The sequence below is a fragment of the Corynebacterium sp. HFH0082 genome (genome assembly GCF_000411235.1).
GTDB classification, from domain to species: domain Bacteria; phylum Actinomycetota; class Actinomycetes; order Mycobacteriales; family Mycobacteriaceae; genus Corynebacterium; species Corynebacterium jeikeium_D.
Genome location: NZ_KE150404.1, coordinates 64,164 through 87,603 on the forward strand (window position 1 = coordinate 64,164; position 23,440 = coordinate 87,603).

The window sequence follows — 23,440 nt, forward strand, 5'->3', positions numbered from 1 at the left end:
GTGACTAAGCACTGTTCAACCGCACGTAAGCAACGCCTTGTTGACATCCCATTCACTCCTCTATTCTATGTTCAATCGATTGAACATAGGAGGTAATCGAGTGTCTTCATCATCGAAGACGCCGCTGACTTTCACGGAACTCCCACCGGAGGAGTCACCCCGAATCGTGTACTTCTCCAGTGCTTCTGAAAACACTCACCGGTTCGTCCAAAAGCTGGCTCAACCAGCAGCACGCATCCCGTTACATCCGCGAAAAGACGGAATGATTCGCGTTCGCAGCCCATTTGTCCTGATCACACCGACTTATGGCGGCGGATGTCGGCGCCGCGCGGTGCCTAAGCAGGTCATCGCTTTTCTCAACGACGAAACCAACAGGAGTTTCATCCGCGGTGTCATCACCTCGGGCAACACAAATTTCGGCACCGACTTTTGCATAGCCGGAGCCATCATTTCTGCAAAATGCCAGGTCCCGGAGCTATACCACTACGAGTTACTGGGGACAGACCACGATGTGGAAAACGTCAAAGAGGGCCTGGAAAAATTCTGGAGGAGCGCTACTTCTTGAACATCTACAGCTATTCAACTACGCCACCGTCTTTTCGCAAGGACCCAGCTGCCCGCCTTCGGCCAATCAACTGGAACCGAGTGCACGATGACAAAGATCTCGAAGTGTGGAATCGCCTAACAGCAAATTTTTGGCTGCCCGAAAAAGTCCCACTGTCCAATGACCTTGCAGACTGGCGACGCCTCACCGATCTAGAACGCGAGCTGACCATGAAGGTCTTCACCGGACTGACCATGCTCGACACAGTCCAGGCGTCTGTCGGGGAGATTTCCCAAATTCAAGATGCCCGCACCGAACATGAAGAGGCCGTCTACACGAATATCGCTTTCATGCAAGCAGTGCATGCAAAGTCTTATTCTTCAGTATTTTCTACGCTATCCAATACCCCTGACATCGACGCTGCCTACCAATGGGCAGTCGCCAATGACATCCTGCAGGCTCGGTCAAAAGCTGTGCTCAAACACTATTACGGCGACGTTCCACTCAAGCGAAAGGCGGCAGCAACGCTTCTTTCGTCCTTCTCGCTCTACGCCGGCTTCTACCTCCCGCTGCACTTCGCATCACGTGGCATCCTGACCAATACCGCCGACATGGTGCGCCTGATTCTGCGTGACAAAGCTGTTCACGGCTATTACTCCGGCTACAAATTCCAGCGAGGCGTAGAAACCTACGACACCGCCACGCAAACGCAGATGAAGGCTTTCGTCTTCGAACTTCTCGATGATCTATACCAGCTCGAACTGAGGTACTCCGAAGCCCTATACCAACCACTCGGGCTCTACGACGACGTTGCCAACTTCATTCGATACAACGCCAACAAAGCGCTCATGAACTTGGGATACCCGCAGCGGTTTAACCATGAAGAGACCGCCTTCAAGCCCGAAATTCTCGCCGCCCTCACCCCGGGGTCAGATGAAAACCACGACTTTTTCTCCGGTTCCGGCTCCGCATATGTCATCGGAAAAGCCGAAGACACCGCAGATGAAGACTGGGATTTCTAAATCCACGTCTTTCCCCATACATCCTAAGAAAGGAACATTCGCATGACTGCACAGATTTCTATCCTGGTAGGAAGCTTGCGTCGAGCCTCCTATGCACGAAAGATTGCACTCAAGGCAGCCACGTACTTCCCCGATGACTTCAAAGTCGACATCGTCGAGATTCGTGACCTCCCTCTCTACAACTTCGACTACGACGACCCCGCAGTGTCCGATATTGCGACTCCCGCGGAATACACCAGTTTCCGGGAAACCATTAAAGCCAGCGATGGCATCCTATTTGTCACCCCAGAAAACAACCGCACAATTCCTGCAGCTCTGAAGAATGCCGTTGACATCGGATCTAAGCCCAACGGTGATGTGGCATGGAAGAACCTGCCCGCGGGAATTATCAGCCACTCCGTCGGCCGTATGGGCGGTTATAGCTCTCAGAAGAACTTGCGACTCGCGCTGTCGTACTTCGACATGCCGATGCTCGGTCAGCCAGAGGTCTTCCTGGGACAATCGCCAACACTCATTGACGAACAAGGAGAATTCACGTCGTCAAGCACTGAGGACTTTGTTCGCGACTACATCAACAGATTTGCAGACCTAGTTCGCGAGCAGAGCCCACGCCACTAACTGAAATCCCCTAATCAGCGCAGCGTTACTGGGGATATCGCCGTATGAAGATTCTTCACTGACTAGGATCAAACGCTGCGTTCTCTGCGCGGTTAGGCGCTCGTCGTTAGGCTCATTTTCATGACTGTTTCTATCTCGGCCGTGATCGCGCTTAACGACGACCCCCGCGCCGCTGCGCGGTTTTACGCCGAAGGTTTTCACTCCAACATCAAGCCCAACTCCACCACGCTCACCATCGGCGGGATGGACTTTGAACTCATTGAGAACGGGAACCGCCGATTAACCCCCGCTGTGTCTTTTATGGTGCGATTTGCCCCTGGTCAGGAAAACCAGCTGCGCAGACTGTGGGAGCATCTGATGGCGGGTGATGAAACCATCAGCGGTGGTGCTACGCTCATGCCCCTGACCAGCTACGATTTCTCGCCGCTCTTTGGCTGGTTGGTCGACGGCAATGGGGTCAACTGGCAACTGATGATTGATTCCTTAACCAGCGGGGCTGCAAGCACGGACGCTGCCGCAAAGACAGCGAATCCCGCCGTTATTCCCTACTTCATGTGGACAGGCGACGAACCACAGGCTGCCGCCGCCACCGAGGTATACAACCGGCTTTTCGGGTCAGGGAATGTCATGACGCTCGACTCGCCGGGCATGCACAATTTCACCTTCGGCGACGGTGTGGCGATGCGCCTCTCCAGCGATTCGGCCGAAGAGGTCGAAAGCGCCTGCCAAGCGCTTGGCCTAACAGGCGCTGAGGTTGCCGAGGGCACGGAAGCCGTCGTCAAGCCTGACCGATTCGGCGTGTACTGGACGCTCTAGCGTTACTTACGGGTCAACGCGATTGCCGCGCCGACGACGGCTAACAGAACTGCACCAATAGAGAACCACATCATGTTGGAAGAGCCGTCATCCTCGTTTTCTTCGGTGCCCTTCGGATTCTGCTGGCTACTAGTCGGGGCCTCGCTACTTGGCGACTTGTGCGCGACCTGTTCAAAAGCTGGGCCCGGAATCTTCTCGCCGACCAACTCCGTGGTCAGCTGGTAAGTCACCGGGACGTTTTGAACACCCGCGACATCGTGGGATTGACCGGCACCCCAGCTGTTGTTGAAGAAGACAACGATGTACTGGTCGCCATCCAACCAGGCTCTTTCAGCCTCGTAATCGCCCGACTTTTCACTATCTTCGCCGATCCGATTGCGATAGTTAATCCGGGCCGAGTTACCAAATGTAGTCTCTTCACCGATCTGGTGTTCATTGGCCGGACGGTTTTCCTCGCTGCCGGCGAGCTGGCGTGCCGAGTTCAGCGTCTTGATATCCAGGCCGGAGATCTGTGCAAGCTTGTCCGCTTCTGGGGCGTCAATGAGTTTGACGGCGCCGCGGAGCTGCTGCCCATACTCGGACTTGATCTTGTACACGTGCGTCTCACCAGGAACAATGTCGGCCGTGACGCTGCTGATGTTGTCGGCAGTAAGTTCCGTGGCGTCATCGAACCACGAACCTGGGGTGACCTTCTTAGCCTGATCTGCTTCCGGTGTCGCGGGCGGAGGGTTCAAGCTCTCCTTGTCGGACGGGAACGCCTCCGGCACATCAATCAGGTTTTCGTTGGCGAAACGCTTGATGGTTACTTCTGCAGGAATGTCCTGGCCCTCGAAGGAGCCGCCTTTCCGAGCCACGGAGAACACCACATTGCCCGGCTTACAGTCCCCCTCAGCTCCCCCGGACTGCTTGGTTGTTATCGATGCGAAAAAGGGGCCATTGGAGTCGATGATGCCATTGCCGAAATCATTGGCCAGGAAGCAACTGCTGTCATCCAAATGCATAGTGAGCGCGAAGTTACGAACATCTAGGTCCATCAACGTCGCGCCTGACGACGCTCCCGGCACGGTAGCCGCACTAATTGCAAGCCGCTCTCCCTCAGCAACCGGGACGGAGAAGTACTCAGCACCGTCGCCTTCCTGATTACCGATGCTGCGCTCGGACTCAGGAGTCTTTTCCCGCAGCTTGGTCGAGAACGTTTCCACGTCGGCAGGCACCTTGGTAGCGCTCGTAGGAGCGTCGCCGCCCTGTATCTCTTGCGCGCTGGACTGCGCGGTGCGTGCGGTGCGGGTCGCCAGCGTCTTCATGGACTCAGCCAGCGAATCGGAGTCCTGGGCGTCCAGGTACTCACCGCCAGTGGCCTCAGCAATGCACTCCAGTTCAGCACGTGCACCTGCATCAACAAGGAAACCAACTGTGTTGATGACCAGGTCAATGCCCTGCTGCTTGAGTTCCTTGGCTACCTCGCACACCGGTGGCGGAGCACAGGTGTCCTCACCATCGGAGACCAACACAATCGAACGTTGCCCTTCTTTCGGCAACTCATCGGCAGCCTGACGCAGCGCAGGCCCCATCGGGGTGTGGCCGGAGGCTTGGACCTTTCCTACTTCAGCAGGAATCTTCGCCGAGTTACCCGCCTGCACGGGCAGCAGCGTGGTGATGTCCTGACAGCCAGCTTCCCGCTCCTCCGGCGAATTGCCAACTTCCGTGCCGTAGACCATGAACCCAATTTCGGAGTCCTCTGACACCGATCCCGCGAACTTACTCGTGGCAGTCTTCGCTGCCTCCATTCGGGTCTGGCCGCCCGCGTCGTCGGCAAGCATTGACCCTGAAGCATCCAGGATCACCATGGTTGGCGAGATAGTACTCGCGGCCTCTTGCGCCTGTGCACGCCCTGTTGTGATTCCCGCAAAAGAGCCTACGAGCACCAGCAGCATGGAGATGGTGAGCACGACCGCTGAGAGTTGTCTTCTTCTGATCATGTGGTCGGTTCCTTTTCTTCAAGCGTAAATCTTCAAGCGTAAAAAGAACGTTACATGACAAAAGTATGTCTGATTCTCAAGATAATGACTGGGCAGACCCCAAAAATTACGGGCGCCAAATATGATTACGGGCTGCAAATGTGAAACTGTATGAGTTTATGACACTTTCAGGCAATTTTTCGGGCGGTAGGGTCAGGCGGTCATTGCATCATGGATAACACCAGAGATTACCTCCCGGGGAGTTAACCCGTCGAGCACTACCCGCGGCCGGTTATTCAGCAATGCTTCCGCCTCGGCGACCTCTTGGTCGGTGACATCGGTAAAGTTGGTGCCTTTGGGGAAATAAAACCGGATATCCCGGTTCATCCGCTCATTGCTACCTCGCTGCCACGGCGAATGCGGATCGGCGAAAAACACCTGGATATTCTCCGCGACAGAAAACTCCGTGTGTTTGGCAAACTCCACCCCTTGGTCCCAGGTCAACGTCGAAATCGTGGTGTCCATCGACTCTTTGAGCCGACGAATCATCCGTACCATCACCTCATTGACACTGGCGGCAGTATGGTCAGTGCCGAGTCTGCCGAGCAGCACAAACCTGCTGCGGCGTTCCACCAACGTCGCTAAAGCACTGGTGCCATCTGCGCCAATAATCAAATCGCCTTCCCAATGACCGGGTACCGCACGATCATTGGCTTCGGCTGGGCGAAGTGAAATATTGGCATCATGAGTCCAGCGTTTTCCACGTGGCTTGGGCACCCCTGCGAGAAGCGAGCGGGGTTTACGCCCTGGCCGGGTAGTCCGGCAGGACTTTTCAAACACAAGTTCTTTGCGCAAGCTGCCTGCCCCTTGTACGTAAAGGGCCTGGTAAATCGACTCGTGGCTAATAGTCATGGACGTATTATCACCCCACAGTGCAGCCAACCTGCCACTGGCCTGACGCGGCGAGGCGCCACGGTTGAGCAGATTGACAACCTGGGCGCGTAAGAATCGATTGTCATCGAGTTTGCGCGGCTTTGGACGAGCAAGACGCCCGCGGCTGGCCTGATCAGCGTGATAGGCATCGTAGATACCATCGACGCTGTTGCGTGCGATTTCACGACTGATAGTGGATTGACTACGACAGACTATCTGGGCGATACGCCGGTGCGAATGACCTGCCCGCAGGCAATCGGCAATAATTAAGCGTTCCGTCAGCCCTAGCCGCCGACCAGCGCCAACACGAGATACATCACCAGGTGTTATCCGACTGCGGGTATTCATAGTGGTTAATCTAGCCCGCCGGTTGTACACCGTGGTTGTGCACACCCCAGCCTGCGCGGCAATCTGGGCAACACTATATGTGCCGGCCATAAGCATCTCGTAGATCACGCGGTGCTTATCCATCATCGATAACTTCGGGCAGTGCGATTGGTGCTGAATCGCAATTCCGGCTTGTCGCGCCCACCGCCTGACAGTTGGTGAGGGAATCGCTAAATCGCGCCCAACCGCGCTTGCTGATGCCCCGTTGGCGATGTGTTGAAGCGCAATGGGTTTGATGGCACTGTATTTCGTTCGGCGGGTTTGCTTCACTACTTCTCCTGGTCGAAAGTGGTGATGCATTCACCGCCTGAACCTACCGGCCATTTTTGTCATAAACGCAGTCAGTAACTTGCATCGCCCTGCCGCCGCTGACATAAACGCAGTCAGTAACTCGCATTGGGATAAGTAGCAAAAGATGCCCACCGGTCGACCCGCCGAACGGGCATACTTTTTGTCTATTAACCAGCTCCCCCTAGCGGGACTCCAACCACGCCACAATGTCGGAGTAGACCTCTTCCTTATTCAACTCGTTGAGAATCTCATGGCGACCATCCGGATAGACCTTAAAGCGCACGTCCTTCTTGCCCGCGTTCAGGTATTTGCCCACGACCTCAGTCACACAGGCAGCGCCACCCGCCGGATCAACGGCACCGGAAACCACGAAAAGCGGCAGCTCATCAGGCGCTTTCTCATAGACTTCAGGCGAGTTCGCGTAGTGCGTGCCGACGAGAAGGTCGCGGAAAAAGGCATTGGTGGGAACGAAACCACACTTGTCGTCCGCAATATAAGCATCGACAATCTTGTGGTCGCGGGTGAGCCAATCAAACTTAGTGCGGCGCTCAAAGTCCTTGTTGTAATCAGCAAAGGTGAGAGTGTTGAGCAGCTTGCCCGGCGCGGTAGGACGAATCTTAGCCAGCAGGTTTGCCACCTTCATTCCCGCGTCGCCCTTAGCCCCTGGCCACGACACAGTGCCCATGATAATGACACCGGTGAGCCCCTCGCCGTACTTGGCGATGTAGTTACGAGTCAGAAGCGACCCCATGGAGTGGCCGAGAATATAGTGCTTGCTACCTGGGAATTCTGCATCAACGTACTGGCGCACCGCGTGGAGGTCTTCGAGAATCAGGTTCCAGCCACCGTAGTCAGCGAAGAAGCCCGGGATGCCAGCATCCGTCTTGGTCATACCGTGGCCGCGATGGTCGTGCGCGACGACGGCATAACCCTGGGATACGAGGTACTCGGCGAACTTGGCGTAGCGGTTGGCGTACTCGACCATGCCGTGGACAATCTGCACCACTCCCTTAGGAGTAATGGGCGCGCCCTTGTCATTTTCTGGAACCCAGCGCAGCACATTCAATGTGGCACCTGGGCGAGAAAGCGAAGTCCTAACAGCCGATGTCACGTCGGGCACCTTTCGAGTAGAGGTTTCGATGCTTATCGCTCATCGTACCGAGGAACTTGGCTGCTCACTGGTGCTTTCGTCAACAAACAAAGAAAAACTCTGCCACCAACGTGACAGAGTTTTTCAAGGGACCTTACGTCTTTACGTTTTTTCGTTTACGTGTTTCGCGCGTGACGCACGTGAAGCTACAGAATCTCGCCCGGCTTGTAGGCCGCGGCCTCTGGGTACTTGTCCACGACGGTCTGCACACGCGCAACTACGCGGTCAACCTGAGATTCTGCGGCACCGATGAAAGCGTGGCGGTCTGCCAGAGCGTCGGCAAGCCCTGCGGCATCCAGCGGGAAACGCTCATCTGTAGCGAGACGTTCAGTGAGATTCTGCTCGGCGCCCTTTTCGCGCATATCCAGTGCGGTGGCGACGGCGTGCTCCTTGATGATCTCGTGGGCTTCCTCGCGGCCCATACCAGCGCGGACGGCTGCCATGAGGATCTTGGTGGAGGCGAGGAACGGCAGGTAGCGCTCCAGCTCACGGTCAATCATGGCCGGGAATGCACCGAACTCGGACAGGACGGTGAGGAAGGTTTCGAACATGCCGTCCATGGCGAAGAATGCATCCGGCAGTGCAACGCGGCGGACCACGGAGCAGGAAACGTCGCCTTCGTTCCACTGAGTACCGGCGTATTCGGAGAGCATGGTCATGTAGCCGCGCAGGATGACCTGGAAACCGTGGACGCGCTCACAGGAGCGGGCGTTCATCTTGTGCGGCATGGCGGAAGAGCCAACTTGGCCTTCCTTGAAGCCCTCGGTGACGGTCTCATTACCGGCCATCAGGCGGATGGTGGTGGCCAGCGATGCCGGCCCTGCACCGAGCTCGACCAGCGCGGACAGAGCGTCGAAGTCGAGGGTGCGCGGGTAAACCTGACCGACGGAGTCAAAGACGCGGTCGAAGCCGAGGCCTTCAGCGATTTCGTTTTCCAGGGAGGCCAGCGCGGACTCGTCACCGTCAAGCAGATCCAGCATGTCCTGGGCGGTGCCCATCGGGCCCTTGATGCCGCGCAGCGGGTAGCGGGAGATCAGGTCTTCTACGCGCTCGATACCCAGCAGCATCTCGTCCGCAGCGGAGGCGAAGCGCTTGCCCAGAGTCGTTGCCTGCGCGGCGACGTTGTGGGAACGACCCGCCATGACCAGCGACTGGTACTCGGAGGCCTTCTCGGCAGTGCGGGCGGCAACGGCAACGGCCTTGTCACGCACGACCTTCAGCGACTGCAGAACCTGCAGCTGCTCGACGTTTTCAGTCAGGTCTCGTGAGGTCATTCCCTTGTGAATGTGCTCGGTGCCAGCCAGTTCACAGAACTCTTCAATGCGGGCCTTCACATCGTGGCGAGTAATACGCTCACGGGCGGCAATGGAGTCGAGGTCAACTTGGTCGATGACCTTTTCATACGCCTCGATAGTGCCCTCCGGAACCTCAATTCCGCGGGCGACCTGGGCCTTCAAAACTGCAATCCAGAGCTTGCGCTCGAGGATGATCTTGTACTCAGGGCTCCACAACTCCGCCAGAGTCGCAGAGGCGTATCGGTTAGCAAGGACGTTTGCAATCTTCTTTTTCTCAGCCACGCCCTCAAGTATTCCATGACCCCGGCATCCGCGGTTATCTAGGCCATGGGTGACCACGCATTTCTTCCACGCCTTCGTTGAATTTGCGCATCAATCGCACGAACTCTGCGAGCTCCGCGTCCTCCCAGTCGCAAGTGATGTCATCGACGGTTTTCTTACGCGCCTCAATCTCCCGGTGCAGCAACTCCAATCCCTTATCAGTTGCGCTATGCACTTTGGCGCTTGACGACGGCGCAGACCTCTTCGCGATATACCCCTGGCGCATAGCGGCGGCCAGTTGGCGGTGCACTGTAGAAATGTCCAACCCCAGTGCATCGGAGAGCTCCGCGACTGTCATATCCGGCTGCGCTTCCAGTCGCGCTAGCAGTGCCGCGGCGGAGCGATCTAACAGGATGTCCTTGCGGTGTGGTCGGTAGCCGCTGGAACTCACCCGGGACAGCAGCATGTTCTCGTAAACGAGCGCGGCCAGGTCGTCGTTTCGCACGGTGGCAGTCAGTCCTTATGTCGCCTTATTTCGGCCCGTTAGTGGGTCTGCGAGATGTATCTGTTTGCTTAATTCCTCACCTATTCTAGCGTGCCGCGGACAGAGTTAATCCCACGGGAATGCATTTGCATCATACAAACCAATTGTTATAATTCGACCCCTAACTGCATTTTTGCACGATACAAATACCGGAAAGCAGTTTTGCCACAGCACTAATTCCACGATTGTTTTCAAACGAGAAAAGAGACCGTACTTTCAGCATGACAACGCATACGACCACACAGACCAGGCACAAACAGAACGAGCAGGACGAGCAGCGCGGACAAGACAAGCTCTTCTCCCCCGCCTTCATAATCAGCTGGCTGATTAACTTCAGCATGTACCTGGTGTTCTACCTTTCAATCACGGTCATGGCGCTCTACGCCGTCCAGCGCTTCTCCGCCTCCGACGCCGCCGGTGGCTTCGCCGCCAGTTCTTTCGTTGTCGGTGCCACCATCGCTCGCCTCTTCTCGGGCTACTTGGTGGACACCTTCGGTGGTCGCAAAATCATGCTCGGCTCGCTCACTGTCATCGTTGCAGCCTGCGCCGCCTATATTTGGGCCGCTTCCCTGCCGATCTTAATTACGATCCGCATCATCCACGGCCTGACCTACGCTTTCGCCTCCACCGCCGTGATGGCCGCCGCCCAGACCGCCATTCCCGCTTCGCGACGTGCAGAGGGCACCGGCTACATATCACTCGGCACCACTCTGGCCACGGCCATTGGTCCAGCTCTTGGCCTGGCTCTCATTGGCTCGGTCGGCTACAGCGTCCTCTTCGCCACCGCCCTCGGCCTGTCCGTTATAGGTCTGGTGCTGGCGCTAGTCCTCCCACAACACACCGAGCCCACCACCGTGGCAGACAAGGCCGAGGCCACCGAGGATTCGTCGGCAAGCGAGACGAAGCGCGCGTTTTCCTTCGATGACATCATGACACCGAGCGTCGTTCCGATTGGCCTGTTCATGCTGCTCATTGGCTTGGCGTACGCGGGCGTGATTACGTTCCTGAACCGATATTCGCAGCTGGGCGGCCTGACTAAGGGCGCCAGCTTCTTCTTCATCGCCTATGCGGTGGCGATGATGGCGGCGCGTTTCTCGCTGGGACGTCTGCAGGATCGCCGTGGAGACAACCCAGTAATTGCGATTGGCCTGGTGTGCTTCACTATCTCGCTGCTGGTTCTATCTTTCGCTAGCGCTGACTGGCACGTCATTGTCGCCGGTGCGCTCTGCGGCCTGGGCTACGGCACTCTGATGCCGGCCTGCCAGACGATCTCTGTACACCTAGCCCCGGCACACAAGCTCGGCACCGGCATCTCGACGCTGCTGTTGCTTGTCGACGCGGGCATCGGCCTCGGCCCAATCGTGTTGGGTTCGGTCGCCACTATGGGCTTCGACAAGATGTACGCAGGCCTGGCGGTTGTGGTGGTTCTCGCGGCCGTCTTCTACTGGTTCGTGCATGGCCGCAAGCCTGTTGCGAGGCGCCATCGCGTGGATCTTTAGAACTAATTGGTGTGCAGTCACTTTTTACAGGTGAATATCGGACAAGGAACACCGATAGCAGTTATGTGTCGTGAGTCACCTATACTTTCCCCCATGACTGAATCATCCACACCACAGAGCATGATTTCGATTGCCGAGGTGAACAAGCACTACGGCGATTACCACGCTTTGCGCGACATCAACCTGGAAATCCCAGCTGGCCAGGTCGTAGTTATCCTCGGCCCCTCCGGCTCTGGTAAATCCACACTGTGCCGAACCATCAACCGCCTGGAAACCATCGACAGCGGCGAAATTCGCATCAACGGCAAGCTCCTTCCCGAAGAAGGTAAGGAACTCACCCGCCTGCGCGCTGAGGTCGGCATGGTCTTCCAGCAGTTCAACCTCTTCAGCCACATGACCATTCGCGACAATGTCACGTTGGCCCCACTGAAGGTCCGCAAGATCTCCAAAGCCGAGGCCCGCGAGCGTGCGGACAAGCTGCTCGCCCGTGTCGGCATTGCGGAACAGGCTGACAAGTACCCGGCGCAGCTCTCCGGCGGTCAGCAGCAGCGCGTCGCCATCGCACGCGCCCTGGCCATGGACCCGAAGGTCATGCTTTTCGACGAGCCCACCTCCGCGCTCGACCCGGAAATGATCAACGAGGTCCTCGATGTCATGACCGACCTGGCCAAGGGCGGCATGACCATGGTCTGTGTCACCCACGAGATGAGCTTCGCCCGCCGCGTGGCCGACCGCATCCTGTTCATGGCCGACGGTGCGATTGTCGAAGACACCGACCCGGAGACCTTCTTCACCAACCCGCAGAGCGATCGCGCCAAGGACTTCTTGGCCAAGATCGTCGGACACTAGGCGGGGCTGGTCACCATGAAGCTTTCACTATTACGAGGAGGCCGGGGACGCAGTCGCAACCAGGGCCGCCGAGGTGTCGTCGGCAAGCGAGTTGCGGCGGCTGTCGTAGCTGTTGCCACGACGATGAGCCTCGCGGCCTGCGGTAGCGGCGGACCCCGAAACCTGCTGGCCGATATCGAAGCCGGGCACGTGACGCTGGGTACGAAGTTTGACCAGCCGGGCCTCGGTGAGCGCACTCCGGACCGTGAGTTCGCGGGCGTCGACAACGATGTTTCCCGCTACGTCATTGAGTACATCGCCAACAAGAACGGTTGGGATGTGCCCGAGATGGAGTGGCGCGAGACCCCGTCCGCTCAGCGCGAGACGCTGATTAACAACGGCGAGGTCAACATGATCGCCGCCACCTACTCCATCAACGCTGGCCGCCTGGCTGCCGTCGACTTCGCCGGCCCGTACCTGGTCACGCACCAGGCACTGTTAGTGCGCGGTTCCGAGGGCATCCAGGGGCTTGACGACGTCGCCCCGGGCACTCGCCTGTGTTCTGTATCCGGCTCCACCCCAGCGCAGAAGGTCAAGGACGCTCTGCCGGAGGTACAGCTGCAGGAGTTCGATACCTACGCCGCGTGCGCGGAAGGTGTGAAGCAGGGTGTCGTCGATGCTCTGACCACCGATGCGACTATTCTCGCGGGCTTCGCCCAGCGCTACAAGGAGCGCTTCGGCGACGACTTCCGCGTGGTCGAGCTGCGCAACCCCGATGGTTCCTACTGGACCAATGAGTACTACGGCATCGGCCTGCCCAAGGGTGATGATGCCAGCCGTGAGGCCATCAATGAGGCGCTGGAGTCGCTGTACGACACCGGTGAGCTTCAGAAGATCCTGAAGAAGCATTTGGGCGACAAGTTCGAGCTCGACGACAAGCCGGCAATCGGCGATCTGTCGTTCGTAGAGAAGAAGTAGGAAGGGGTGCGAGCAAACAATGAATCCAGAACTATGGAGTGAAATGGGGCCGGAACTGCTTCCGGCTTTCTGGGTAACCATCAAACTGACGATTGCTTCGGCAATTGGTTCCCTGATTTTTGGCACGCTTCTCACCGCTATGCGCGTGAGCCCCGTGGGAATCCTACGTACCCTGTCGACCTGGTACATCAGCATTGTCCGCAATACCCCGCTGACGTTGATTGTGCTGCTGGCCTCGATGGGTCTCTACTACAACTTGGGGCTGCTGCTGGCTGCGGAGAATGACTCCTTCATTGTCAAGCAGAACTTCCGTCTCGCGGTGTTGGCGTTTGTTGCCTACACCTCGTGCTTCGTTGCGGAGTCCCTGCGCGCCGGTATTAATACTGTGCCGTTCGGTCAGGCCGAAGCCGCCCGCTCCCTGGGGCTTAGCTTCGGCCAGAGCTTCCGCTACATCATCTTCCCGCAGGCGTTCCGTGGCGCTATCGTGCCGCTCGGCAACACCCTGATCGCGCTGACCAAGAACACCACGATTGCCTCGGTAATCGGTGTGGCTGAAGCGTCGCTGCTGATGAAGACCATGACCGAAAACTACGCCAGCGATATCCTGATTATCTTCGGCATCATCGCTGTCGGCTTTATTATTCTGACTCTGCCGACCGGCCTGTTCTTCGGCTGGGCTGGCAAGCGATGGGCGGTGAAGCGCTAATGGCTACTCGCGCAACAGTTCTTTACGACGCGCCGGGCCCCAAGGCTCAGCGCTTCAACCGAACCCTCACCTGGATCGTGGCCGCAATCACCGTTGCGATTCTCGCCTGGGTGGGAATGAAGCTGGCCGACAAGGGCCAGTTCGAGGCCAATAAATGGTCGTTCTTCCTCGAATCCACAACCTGGACCACATACATTCTGCCCGGTCTGGTCAGCACCATTGTCGCGGCTGTCGTCTCTATTGTGTTGGCACTGGTTATTGGCGCTCTCCTGGGCGTCGGCAGGCTGAGCCCGGTCGCACCGGTGCGCTGGCTGTGCTCGGTGATTGTCGAGTTCTTCCGCGCCATTCCGGTGCTGGTGCTCATGCTGTTTGCCTACTCGGTGTTCGCGCTTTGGCAGCTGTTTCCGTCGAACTACCTCGGCTTTGCCGCCGTTGTGTTTGGCCTGACCATGTACAACGGATCCGTCATTGGCGAGACGCTGCGCTCCGGCATCGAATCGCTGCCGAAGGGCCAGCGAGAGGCCGCGATTGCGCTGGGTCTCTCCCACCGCCAGACGATGGTCACCATTTTGCTGCCGCAGGCAGTCGCCGCCATGCTGCCGGCGATTATCTCGCAGATGGTCATCGCGCTGAAGGACTCCGCACTGGGCTACATGATTGGTTACGTCGAGGTTGTCCGCTCCGGCCGCCAGCTTGGCGAGTACTACGGCGCCATGATCCCATCGCTGGTCGTCGTGGCAATCATTCTCATCGCCATCAACTTCGGCCTGGCCAACCTTGCCGAGCGCATCGAAAGCCAGCTCCGCGCCGGCCGCGCCCGCCGCAACATCATTGCGAAGGTCCCGCATCAGCCTGACGTCGGTGTCACCACCAAGGACCAGGCCAACGTGGACTGGCACGATGAGGACTACAAGGACCTCCGAGGCACCTACGAGTAAAGCTAATCACGGCTTAACGCCGCACTTGCTTTACGACGAACACAGCGACGCCGCCCACGGAAACTGCTAAAGGTTTCCGCTGGGCGGCGTTTTTGTTTGGCTACGGCCTTTGCCTTCGCTCTTATCGATGCACTACTCACTGATGGCCCCGCTACAGCGCAACGATAGGTGAATAGCGTGGCCACAAGTGCCGGGCACTACTGCGACCGTGCTCTACTATGACTCAGACTTCGTCCCCGACTCCTCTAATTCCTCCGATTCCGACTTTTCGCCAGACTCAAACTCACCTTCAACGACCACATCGGACTGAATAACCAGACGTCCCTCTTCATCGTGGGTGTACTCAAAGCGCGGCAGCTCATTGCCCTCTTCGTCGTAGCCCGGCGCGGGTGCGGCTTCGTGCTTCTCCAACTTCTCCGGAGTATCGGTCTTCTCCCACTGGCGGGTAACCGGCTTGCGCACTGCCATGTGGTCATCACTCATGCCTTTGACCAAGGAGTACATCATCACAAAGTGGAGGAAGAAGAACGGTACACCGATAACAATCACGGCAGACTGCAGCGCTTCCAGTGCGGTTTCACCAGAAATCAGCAGCAGAGAAGCTGCCACAGCACCGATCATGACGCCCCACAGCACTCGGTAGAAGGTCGGAGCCTTGTTTTCCTCACCGGTGGACATCATGTCCATCACCATCGAAGCGGAGTCAATGGAGGTGACGAAGAAGATCATGATCACAAAGAGCGCAAACACACTGACAAGGGTTGCCAGTGGGTACTGCTCCAGCAGGATAAATAGAGCCGGCGAGGGATCCCCTCCTTCGACGACTGGTTCCGTCAGAATGCCCGGCTGCTCATTTTCCAGTTCGAAGCCAGCGCGGCCGAAGATAGAGAACCACATGATTGACACGATTGTCGGCAGTGCAATCACACCGGCAATGAACTGACGGACTGTACGGCCGCGGGAAATACGGGCGACGAACATGCCCACAAATGGCGACCAGCAGATTGTCCAGGCCCAGTAGAAGACCGTCCAGGCGCCCTGTTTCCAATTCGGGTTGACGTCGTAGGAGTCAGTCCAGAACATGATGCGAGGCAGCGCATCCAAGTAGACACCTGTCGTATCGACGGTCTGGCGCAGCAGCGTCAATGTCGGGCCCATGAGCAGCACGAAGACCATCAATGCCATGGCGGCCCAAATGTTCGCATTGGACAACACCTTAATACCTTTGTCCAGACCGCGGGCCACGGAAATCGAGGCAATCACAATAATGATGGCAATCAGAATGAGCTGCACCATCGAGTTTTCCGGGGTACCGATTACACGAGCAGCACCGGAGTTAATCTGCAGCGCACCCATGCCCACCGATACCGCGATACCGACGACGGTACCGATGATGGCGACGGCGTCGATAAGCTTGCCCGGCCATGAGTAGATTCGGGCACCGAGCAGCGGCGCGAAGATGGAGGAGACGCGCGGCGGCAGGTGACGCTTGTAAATGAAGTACCCCAGCGCGAGCCCCGGCAGCGCCATGATGACCCACATGTGAATACCCAGGTGGTAGATGGTAAATGCCATCGCAGTGTTCTGAGCTTCGCGGCTCATCGGCTCTTGACCGAACGGCGGGTTGTAAGCGTGGTTGAGCGGTTCAGCCACGCCCCAGAACATCAGCATGGAGCCAGTACCACCGGCGAAGAGCATGCCGAACCACTCGGCGATGGTGTATTCGGGCTCTTCGTCATCATCGCCAAGCTGGATGCGTCCGTAGCGGGACACAAACAAGCCGATGAGGAAGATAAAGCTTGCCGAGACACCACCGATGAACAGCCAGCCCATGTTAGACGTAACCCAATCGGAAGCGGCCGAGTAGGCATCCCGAGCGGTATCCCCCAGCGCTATGGTCACTGCCACAAAGAGGACAATGAAACCCATCGCCGTCGTGAAGATCAACGGGTCGGTCGGCAGGTTCTTAAGAAAACCGCCCGACTTCTTTTCTTGCGTTTTTACTTGTGGCGTTTGTGTAGATCCCATTATCGGGGTCAGCGCCTTTCACTTCTAGATTGTTTGTCTCAGAAAAGACAGCTCGGAAGACACATTCCTCCCAAGTCGGTTATCTACGTTACAAAAGGAAGCCCAGTCATTCTCAATAACTAAGCCTTTGTTCTGTAATTGCGACTTTTTCCTTCGAGTTCACGCTGGTTTAACTGAACGTCAAAGTGGAAAACCTATCGTTCGACTCCATGCAGCTTTCCCGTCGCAGCGCTCTACGTTTAGGCGCATCCACCGCACTTGCCACTTCAGTCACGCTCGCTCATGCCTCTAGAGCTGCGGCTTCAGCTACACCGGGTTCGCCGTCACTGGCCTCCCCAGGGTTACTGCGTTCTCGGCCACAGCTCACCCACGGCGTTGCAAGTGGCGATATCCGCGGCGACGGCGCATTAATTTGGGCTCGCTCAGACCGCCCCGCCCACATGGTGGTTGAAACTGCTGCAACTGAGAGCTTCCAGAATGCCAAGGTATTCCGCAGTAACTCTCTGTTAACTCCAGACACTGACGGCACCGGACGTCTACGTGTCGTCGGTCTCGAACCGGGGCAGGAAATCTTCTATCGCGTCACGCTCGAAGAGGCAGATACTGGAATCTGCTCTGATCCCGTTATCGGCACCTTCCGTACTGCCCCAAACCGCGCATCCAACATCCGCCTGCACTGGTCCGGCGATGTCGCAGGTCAGGGTTGGGGAATTAACGACGAAATCGGTGGCTACACCGGCTTTTCCACCATGATGGAGCGCAATCCAGACCTATTCATTCACTCAGGCGACACCTGCTATGCCGACGGTCCGCTGGATGAATCCGTCACGCTTTCCGACGGCACTGTGTGGCGCAACCATGTCACTCCGGCCAAATCCAAGGTTGCTGAAACCCTCGAAGAGTATCGTGGCCAGTACTCCTACAACCTCATGGACAAGAACTACTTGGCCTTCAATGCGCAGGTTCCGCAGCTGGTTCAGTGGGATGACCACGAAACAGTCAACAACTGGTACCCCAACGAAGTCCTAGACGACGATCGCTATACCGAGCGCGATGTCAACACTCTGGCCAAGCGCGCCTACCAGGCCTTCCATGAGTGGCAGCCAATTGATCAGCAAATGGCTGTAGATGGGCGCGTCTACCGCAAGGTTTCCTACGGCCCGTTGCTAGACATCTTCATTCTGGATATGCGCAGTTACAAGGGAGAAAACACTTCCAATAATCCGCGCTCGACAACCGAAGAACCAATCCTTGGCGAAAAGCAGACCAACTGGTTAATCGACTCCCTCAAGGACTCCCGCGCGACGTGGAAGATTGTTGCTAATGACCTACCGCTTGGAATCATCGTCCCCGACGGCGACGATGGTGACCAAGAAAGCGTATCCAATGGTGCCGCCGGTGCACCTGCAGGACGTGAACGTGAAATCGCCCGCCTGCTCAGCGCCATTAAAGATGTTTCAAATGTCGTCTGGCTCACCGCCGATGTGCACTACACCGCGGCTCACCACTACAGCCCAGAGCGCGCACAGTTCACCGACTTCGCACCCTTCTGGGAATTCGTCTCCGGTCCTCTCCACGCGGGCGCATTCGGCCCCAACGAAATGGACTCGACCTTCGGGCCGAAGGTGGAGTACGTCCACGCACCGGGTAAAGACAATGCCAACGCCGACCCCACACAGGACTTCCAGCACTTCGGCGAAGTCGATATCGACGGCGACTCACGCGAGATGACCGTCCGTCTGCTCACCACTCGTGGCACCGAGTTGTGGTCGACAACGCTGAAGCCGCAGGCGTAGGCACACTGTTCAACAGCGCGTGGCGGTAGCTGCTAATTAGTGCGTTCCACCACGCTTTACGACGGTCTCCTGCCCCGCAGCCTGCCAGGCCACAATACCTCCGTCCAAGTTGATGAGCTCCGGCGTGGCACCATCAGTCTCGACCTCACCAGCCAGCAGCTCAATTGCCTGCTGCGAACGGGCACCCGAGTGGCAGTGAATGACAACTCGTGGGGAGTTCGGCTGGAGGTTCCGCTCAGCCCACGCTTCGCGAATCGCAGCCCACCTACGGCTGCGAATTTCGCCGAGCGGTACAAGCACCGATCCGGCAATGGCGGCCTCTGCATACTCTTCGGGCTCGCGTACATCGATAAGAGGCACGCCCTCGGCGAGAAGCTCACGCACTGCATGAGGACCAACGCTGCGCACATTCTGCTCCGCGCCGTCTTCATTTTCCGACCACGATGCTGCGCACACCTGCGCAATTTCGGTCAAGTCGGAAACGGGTTCGCGCTCCGGGTCGGCCGCAAAGGACAGTGTGCGGGTGGTTGCCTCCAGGGCGTCGATAAGCACGAGTTTGCCGACGGCGACCTTGCCGACACCGGTGAGCACCTTGATAGCTTCGACGACCATCATGGAGCCGATTTGTCCGACCATTGCGCCGAGGACACCGCCTGCGGCGCACGACGGCACGGAGCCGGGGTCGGGGATGTCGGGGTAGAGATCGCGAAGCATGGGGCCGTGGCCGGGCCAGAAGACGGACAGTTGTCCTGCGAACTGCAGAATTGTGGCCCAGACCAGTGGCGTTCGGGTCAACTCCGCGGCATCGGAGGACAGGTAGCGCGTGGCGAAGTTGTCCGCGCCGTCGAGCACTACATCGTGAGTGGCGAAGAGCTCCTCAGCATTGTCGACGCTTAACCTGCCGACGATTGCGGTCACCGATGCCTCGGAGTCAAGGCGCCGCACGGCATCCGCGGCGGATTCGGCCTTCGGGCGACCAATGTCGGACTCACGGTGAATGACCTGGCGCTGAAGATTGGATTCGTCGACCACGTCATCGTCAATGATGGTGATGTGCCCGACCCCTGCCCCGGCCAGGTACAACAGCGCAGGCGATCCCAAGCCGCCAGCTCCGATAACGAGGACGCGGGAGGCTCGCAAAGTTCGCTGACCCTCGGCACCAAAGCCCGGCAATGTTAGGTGCCGTGCGTACCGGCGCAGGTCGCGGTCCGAAAGATTGACACCCTGCTCCGCCATTACAGAGAATCCTGCTCGCGTGCGCCGCTGACGCGCTCAGTGATGATTCCCTCAAACGACGAGCTCGCCTGGGCTAGTCGACGCCGTGGAATGCGGCCGGACTCGCGAGCAGTCAGTCCTGCCTCAACGCCGAAGCGCATCGCCGTGGCCATGCCCACCGGATCATGTGCACGGGTCACTGCGGATGCCAACAGCACTGCATCGCAGCCAAGCTCCATCGCCTGAGCTGCCTCAGACGCGGTACCGATGCCCGCATCCAGGATGATGGGCACATTCGCGCGGTCCACAATCAGCTCGATGTTGTGTGGGTTAAGAATGCCCAGACCAGTGCCAATCGGCGAGCCCGCCGGCATGACAGCTGCACAGCCCAGATCTTCCAGCCGCTTGGCCAGCGCCGGATCGTCGTTGGTGTAGGCGAAAACGACGAAGTCGTCAGCTACCAACTGCTCCGCTGCCGCGACCAGCTCGACCGGGTCCGGCAGCAGCGTGTCCTCGTCGGCGATGACCTCGAGCTTCAGCAGGTTGGTTTCCAGCGCCTCGCGGGCCAACTGCGCAGTCAGCACCGCGTCACGAGCGGTATAGCACCCCGCAGTATTCGGCAGCGCCGCAATATTGTTGCGCTGCAAAATCTCAAAAACGTTCTGCTTCGTGCCGGGCGTAAAACGGCGCATCGCCACCGTAGTCAGCTCGGTGCCCGAAGCCACCAGCGCGCGCTCCAGCGTATCCATGCTGGTCGCACCGCCAGTTCCCATAATCAGACGGGAGTTCAACTCCAGCCCGCCAATGCGCAGCGGTTCGCGTGTAACTTCGCTTGCCGCCCCGGTTTCATTTTCCTGTGCGGACATCTTTGCTTGTGCGGAATTCGCGGTCATCTCTAGCCTCCCTGAACTGCTGTCACGATGTCGATGGCGCCTGCCACGGGTGTGGTCGTCCACTTGGCACGCGGGATTACCGCGCCATCCACGGCTACCGCGATTCCCAGGCGGGTGCCGTCCGCGGCGGTGCCGTCGTCGTTAAGCGCGTGCCCCGTGTGCTTTGCGACGAGATCTGCGACCATCTCCCCCGCAGCCGGTGTGTAGCCTTCGCCATTGAGTGTTGTGGTGGACATAAGCGAGCCTCCTCTAATCGCTGAAGCGGAATGGATTGACGGCGGAAAGAAGCGCCGGGTCGTTGTCAGTTTCTCGACCTGCGACGACATCGGCCGTGAGCTTGGAACCGATGGCGGTAAGCAGAATGCCGTGGCGGAAGTAGCCGGTCGACACGGTCAGTCCTGGAGCCACGCGACCAATCATGGGGACATCGTCTGGGGAGCCAGGCCGGGCGCGGGCGGTCATCTCGTAGATTTCGCAGTCGAGAATGCCGGGCACCAGGCGGTATGCGTCGCGGAGTAGCTGGTGGACTCCTTCGGCGGAGACACCGGTCAGGTCATCTTCACGCGAGGTTGCGCCGAGCACGACGGTGCCGTCGGCACGCGGGACGATATAAACCGGACGCCCCTGAACCACACCGCGAATAGTGCGAGTGACCAGTGGCTGTAAGCGCTCCGGTACACGCAGCCGCAGCACATCCCCATAGACCGGGCGCAGCGGCAGATTCAGATTCTCCGGCAGCCCCGCGATGTCAGCAGTGTTCAGCCCCGCAGCCAGAACGACCTCATCGGCGAGGTAGTCATTTCGGTCCGTACCGCGCAGCCCAATGGCTTGGCGGGGGTCGGCATCGGAAGCGTAAATAACCTCTTCCGCGCGGGTGCGGATGACGCGGTCTCCCAGAATGGTCAGCAACGCCTCGGCGAGCAGACGCGGATTGACCTGGTGATCTCCCGGAATATCCACCGCACCAACACAGCCCGGCCCCAGTGCCGGTTCTGCCCGGCGCGCCTCGGTGGCAGTGATGCGGTTAATCTCCATGCCCATGTCATGCTGCAGCTCAACGAGCTCGCTGAGTGTCTGCCGGTCAGCGGCATCGCCCGCACAAACAAACGTGGAATTCTCGATGTAGCCGACATCGTGGCCCGATTCCTCGGCGATGGCGAGGGCAAAGTCGCGGTAAAGCTTGCCCGACTCCACCATCAGCGGATACAGCGTCGGCTGATCCCACACGACTTCGGCCACCGGCGCCAGCATGCCAGCTGCGGCGAAGGTTGCGCCGGAAACGGGCTCGGCATCGAGGACGGTCACATCGAATCCCTGGCGGAGTAGTCTCCATGCCGTCGCCAAGCCGATAATGCCCGCGCCTGCGATAACAACGCTCGACGACGTCTCCCCTGTGCCGCCCTCACTTGTCGAGGCAGCACCCATAGCGGCAGCATTCACTGCCATTCCTCCCTCCGGCGGCATAACCCGCATCAGGTAAAAGCGGTCGGCGTTACTCGCCCTCTCAGCCAGCGGCATCTCATCGATACCGAGTACGGCTCCCGCGGAACGTGGTACTCCCCCATCATATGACTTCGGACTCACCGCCACGACACCGCATCCCCAACCTCGCCTAACATGGGGACATGAACGCCTCATCAGCCGCCACTCGCACAACACGACGCGCCCTGCTTGCCGACGCCCGCCTGTACCTCTGCACCGACTCGCGCGCATCCCGCGGTGATCTGCGCGAATTCCTGCACGCCTGTTACGAAGGCGGCACCGACATCATCCAGCTGCGCGACAAGAAAGTCGACACCCGCGACGAGATTGCCGCTGTGGAGACCCTCGCCGAGGTCGCCGCTGAACACGGCAAGCTCTTCGCCGTCAATGACCGCGCCGACATTGCCGCACTGACCGGCGCAGACATCCTGCATGTGGGCCAGGAGGACCTCACCACCGAGCAGGCCCGCCAGATCGTTGGCCCCGAGGTTCTCATCGGCCGATCCAACCGAAATCTGGACATGTTCGCCGCCTCGCTTGCCGACGATGGCATCGATTACGCGGTAATCGGTCCGGTGTATGCCACCCCGACGAAGCCCGACCGTCAACCCGTCGGAGTCGAGATGGTCTGTGAAGCTGCGGCACTCGTGCGGAGGGCGCGTGCACAGGGTTCAGCGGAGTCCCACCAAGATTCCGTGGCCGATATTGTGCGCCCGCACGACCGCGGCGCAAGTGACCCGGTAAAGCCATGGTGGGCAATCGGCGGTATCAACGCCGAGACCGCCGGCGAAGTTATCGCCGCTGGTGCGGAGCGCATTGTGGTGGTTCGCGCACTGACCGATGCGGAGAATCCGGAAGAGGCAGCGCGTGCTCTGCGCGCTGTGGTTTCACCAAGGAGCTAGGACCATGAGGATTCTTTCCCACAAGGACGAACTTCTCGCTCAGGCCAAAAGCAACAGTAATGGCCGCGCTGCGGAAATTGTTGTCCACGACGGCCCGCTACGCCAGACTCTCATCGCACTGACTGAAGGAACTGAGCTTTCCGCCCATAACTCGCCGCCCGCAGCCTCGATGCTTGTGCTTGTTGGCGAAGTTGAAATCACCGGTGCCGATAAAACCACGATTTCCGAGGGCAATCTCAAAGTGCTCACCCACGTCAAGCACGGAGTGAAGGCTCTAGCGGATTCCGTCTTCCTACTGACAACGGTCACGGGAGTCGAAGGAATCGACAGCCACGGCGACAAGTAGCAATCAACGC

General features: G+C 58.5%; 22 protein-coding genes and 1 riboswitch. Of the genes, 12 read left to right on the plus strand and 10 right to left on the minus strand.

What is annotated here, in order from left to right; translation table 11 throughout:
* Positions 1-100 precede the first annotated feature (100 nt).
* The 4 genes from nrdI to HMPREF1206_RS00300 all read left to right on the plus strand — a co-directional run bounded on the left by nrdI (position 101) and on the right by HMPREF1206_RS00300 (position 3,000).
* Positions 101-565 carry a class Ib ribonucleoside-diphosphate reductase assembly flavoprotein NrdI gene (gene nrdI, locus HMPREF1206_RS00285; protein ID WP_016421403.1) on the plus strand — a complete coding sequence of 155 codons (465 nt, stop codon included), beginning with the start codon at positions 101-103 and terminating at the stop codon, positions 563-565.
* Positions 562-1,566, plus strand: a complete 1,005-nt coding sequence (gene nrdF / locus HMPREF1206_RS00290; RefSeq protein WP_016421404.1) for a class 1b ribonucleoside-diphosphate reductase subunit beta — start codon at positions 562-564, stop codon at positions 1,564-1,566. The genes nrdI and nrdF overlap by 4 nt, the downstream gene beginning before the upstream one ends.
* 42 nt (positions 1,567-1,608) lie before the next feature.
* A complete protein-coding gene (locus HMPREF1206_RS00295) occupies positions 1,609-2,184 on the plus strand; it encodes an NADPH-dependent FMN reductase (RefSeq protein WP_016421405.1) in 576 nt (191 codons plus the stop codon).
* Positions 2,185-2,304: 120 nt separating this feature from the next.
* A complete protein-coding gene (locus HMPREF1206_RS00300; RefSeq protein ID WP_016421406.1) occupies positions 2,305-3,000 on the plus strand; it encodes a VOC family protein in 696 nt (231 codons plus the stop codon).
* 2 nt (positions 3,001-3,002) lie between these two features.
* Here HMPREF1206_RS00300 and HMPREF1206_RS00305 read toward each other — a convergent pair whose 3' ends face one another.
* The 5 genes from HMPREF1206_RS00305 to HMPREF1206_RS00325 form a co-directional block, all read right to left on the minus strand.
* A complete protein-coding gene (locus HMPREF1206_RS00305; RefSeq protein ID WP_016421407.1) occupies positions 3,003-4,979 on the minus strand; it encodes a VWA domain-containing protein in 1,977 nt (658 codons plus the stop codon).
* Between the two features lie 192 nt (positions 4,980-5,171).
* Positions 5,172-6,365: an IS30 family transposase gene (locus HMPREF1206_RS10840; protein WP_231367152.1), complete on the minus strand. Its 1,194-nt coding sequence runs from the start codon at positions 6,363-6,365 to the stop codon at positions 5,172-5,174.
* Between the two features lie 385 nt (positions 6,366-6,750).
* A complete protein-coding gene (locus HMPREF1206_RS00315) occupies positions 6,751-7,680 on the minus strand; it encodes an alpha/beta fold hydrolase (RefSeq protein ID WP_016421409.1) in 930 nt (309 codons plus the stop codon).
* A gap of 185 nt (positions 7,681-7,865) precedes the next feature.
* The gene (gene purB, locus HMPREF1206_RS00320) at positions 7,866-9,296 is read right to left on the minus strand and encodes an adenylosuccinate lyase (RefSeq protein ID WP_042388205.1); all 1,431 of its coding nucleotides are present in this window, start codon (positions 9,294-9,296) and stop codon (positions 7,866-7,868) included.
* Between the two features lie 34 nt (positions 9,297-9,330).
* Positions 9,331-9,780: a MarR family winged helix-turn-helix transcriptional regulator gene (locus HMPREF1206_RS00325; protein WP_016421411.1), complete on the minus strand. Its 450-nt coding sequence runs from the start codon at positions 9,778-9,780 to the stop codon at positions 9,331-9,333.
* A gap of 260 nt (positions 9,781-10,040) precedes the next feature.
* On the opposite strand from HMPREF1206_RS00325, the gene HMPREF1206_RS00330 reads away from it, so the two are divergent.
* The 5 genes from HMPREF1206_RS00330 to HMPREF1206_RS00350 all read left to right on the plus strand — a co-directional run bounded on the left by HMPREF1206_RS00330 (position 10,041) and on the right by HMPREF1206_RS00350 (position 14,768).
* Positions 10,041-11,318, plus strand: coding sequence for an MFS transporter (locus HMPREF1206_RS00330; protein WP_016421412.1), 1,278 nt, complete (start codon positions 10,041-10,043; stop codon positions 11,316-11,318).
* Positions 11,319-11,438: 120 nt separating this feature from the next.
* The gene (locus HMPREF1206_RS00335) at positions 11,439-12,167 is read left to right on the plus strand and encodes an amino acid ABC transporter ATP-binding protein (RefSeq protein ID WP_042388208.1); all 729 of its coding nucleotides are present in this window, start codon (positions 11,439-11,441) and stop codon (positions 12,165-12,167) included.
* A gap of 15 nt (positions 12,168-12,182) precedes the next feature.
* Positions 12,183-13,124: a glutamate ABC transporter substrate-binding protein gene (locus HMPREF1206_RS00340; RefSeq protein WP_016421414.1), complete on the plus strand. Its 942-nt coding sequence runs from the start codon at positions 12,183-12,185 to the stop codon at positions 13,122-13,124.
* Between the two features lie 19 nt (positions 13,125-13,143).
* Positions 13,144-13,830 carry an amino acid ABC transporter permease gene (locus HMPREF1206_RS00345; protein WP_042388211.1) on the plus strand — a complete coding sequence of 229 codons (687 nt, stop codon included), beginning with the start codon at positions 13,144-13,146 and terminating at the stop codon, positions 13,828-13,830.
* On the plus strand, positions 13,830-14,768 hold the full coding sequence (locus tag HMPREF1206_RS00350; RefSeq protein WP_016421416.1) for an amino acid ABC transporter permease: 939 nt from the start codon (positions 13,830-13,832) through the stop codon (positions 14,766-14,768). Before HMPREF1206_RS00345 ends, HMPREF1206_RS00350 begins: the two co-directional genes overlap by 1 nt.
* A 216-nt stretch (positions 14,769-14,984) precedes the next feature.
* On the opposite strand, the gene HMPREF1206_RS00355 is transcribed toward HMPREF1206_RS00350, so the two are convergent.
* Entirely contained in the window at positions 14,985-16,796 is a 1,812-nt protein-coding gene (locus tag HMPREF1206_RS00355; RefSeq protein ID WP_016421417.1) for a BCCT family transporter, read from the minus strand.
* A 209-nt stretch (positions 16,797-17,005) separates the two neighbouring features.
* On the opposite strand from HMPREF1206_RS00355, the gene HMPREF1206_RS00360 reads away from it, so the two are divergent.
* Positions 17,006-18,592: an alkaline phosphatase gene (locus tag HMPREF1206_RS00360; RefSeq protein ID WP_016421418.1), complete on the plus strand. Its 1,587-nt coding sequence runs from the start codon at positions 17,006-17,008 to the stop codon at positions 18,590-18,592.
* A 36-nt stretch (positions 18,593-18,628) separates the two neighbouring features.
* Here HMPREF1206_RS00360 and HMPREF1206_RS00365 read toward each other — a convergent pair whose 3' ends face one another.
* Genes HMPREF1206_RS00365 through thiO form a run of 4 tightly spaced genes read right to left on the minus strand, consistent with a single transcriptional unit; the run spans position 18,629 to position 22,125 of the window.
* The gene (locus tag HMPREF1206_RS00365) at positions 18,629-19,828 is read right to left on the minus strand and encodes a ThiF family adenylyltransferase (protein WP_016421419.1); all 1,200 of its coding nucleotides are present in this window, start codon (positions 19,826-19,828) and stop codon (positions 18,629-18,631) included.
* Positions 19,828-20,673, minus strand: coding sequence for a thiazole synthase (locus HMPREF1206_RS00370; RefSeq protein WP_042388917.1), 846 nt, complete (start codon positions 20,671-20,673; stop codon positions 19,828-19,830). The genes HMPREF1206_RS00365 and HMPREF1206_RS00370 overlap by 1 nt, the downstream gene beginning before the upstream one ends.
* Positions 20,674-20,702: 29 nt before the next feature.
* The gene (thiS, locus tag HMPREF1206_RS00375; protein ID WP_016421421.1) at positions 20,703-20,936 is read right to left on the minus strand and encodes a sulfur carrier protein ThiS; all 234 of its coding nucleotides are present in this window, start codon (positions 20,934-20,936) and stop codon (positions 20,703-20,705) included.
* Positions 20,937-20,949: 13 nt separating this feature from the next.
* Positions 20,950-22,125: a glycine oxidase ThiO gene (thiO, locus tag HMPREF1206_RS00380; protein WP_231367210.1), complete on the minus strand. Its 1,176-nt coding sequence runs from the start codon at positions 22,123-22,125 to the stop codon at positions 20,950-20,952.
* Between the two features lie 7 nt (positions 22,126-22,132).
* Positions 22,133-22,255, minus strand: a riboswitch (TPP riboswitch).
* Between the two features lie 70 nt (positions 22,256-22,325).
* Here thiO and HMPREF1206_RS00385 point away from each other — a divergent pair.
* Together HMPREF1206_RS00385 and HMPREF1206_RS00390 are read left to right on the plus strand one after the other, a co-directional pair.
* Positions 22,326-23,084 (plus strand): thiamine phosphate synthase, encoded by a 759-nt coding sequence (locus HMPREF1206_RS00385; protein WP_016421423.1) that lies wholly within the window; start codon positions 22,326-22,328, stop codon positions 23,082-23,084.
* A 4-nt stretch (positions 23,085-23,088) separates the two neighbouring features.
* Positions 23,089-23,430 carry a hypothetical protein gene (locus tag HMPREF1206_RS00390; protein WP_016421424.1) on the plus strand — a complete coding sequence of 114 codons (342 nt, stop codon included), beginning with the start codon at positions 23,089-23,091 and terminating at the stop codon, positions 23,428-23,430.
* Positions 23,431-23,440: the final 10 nt, after the last annotated feature.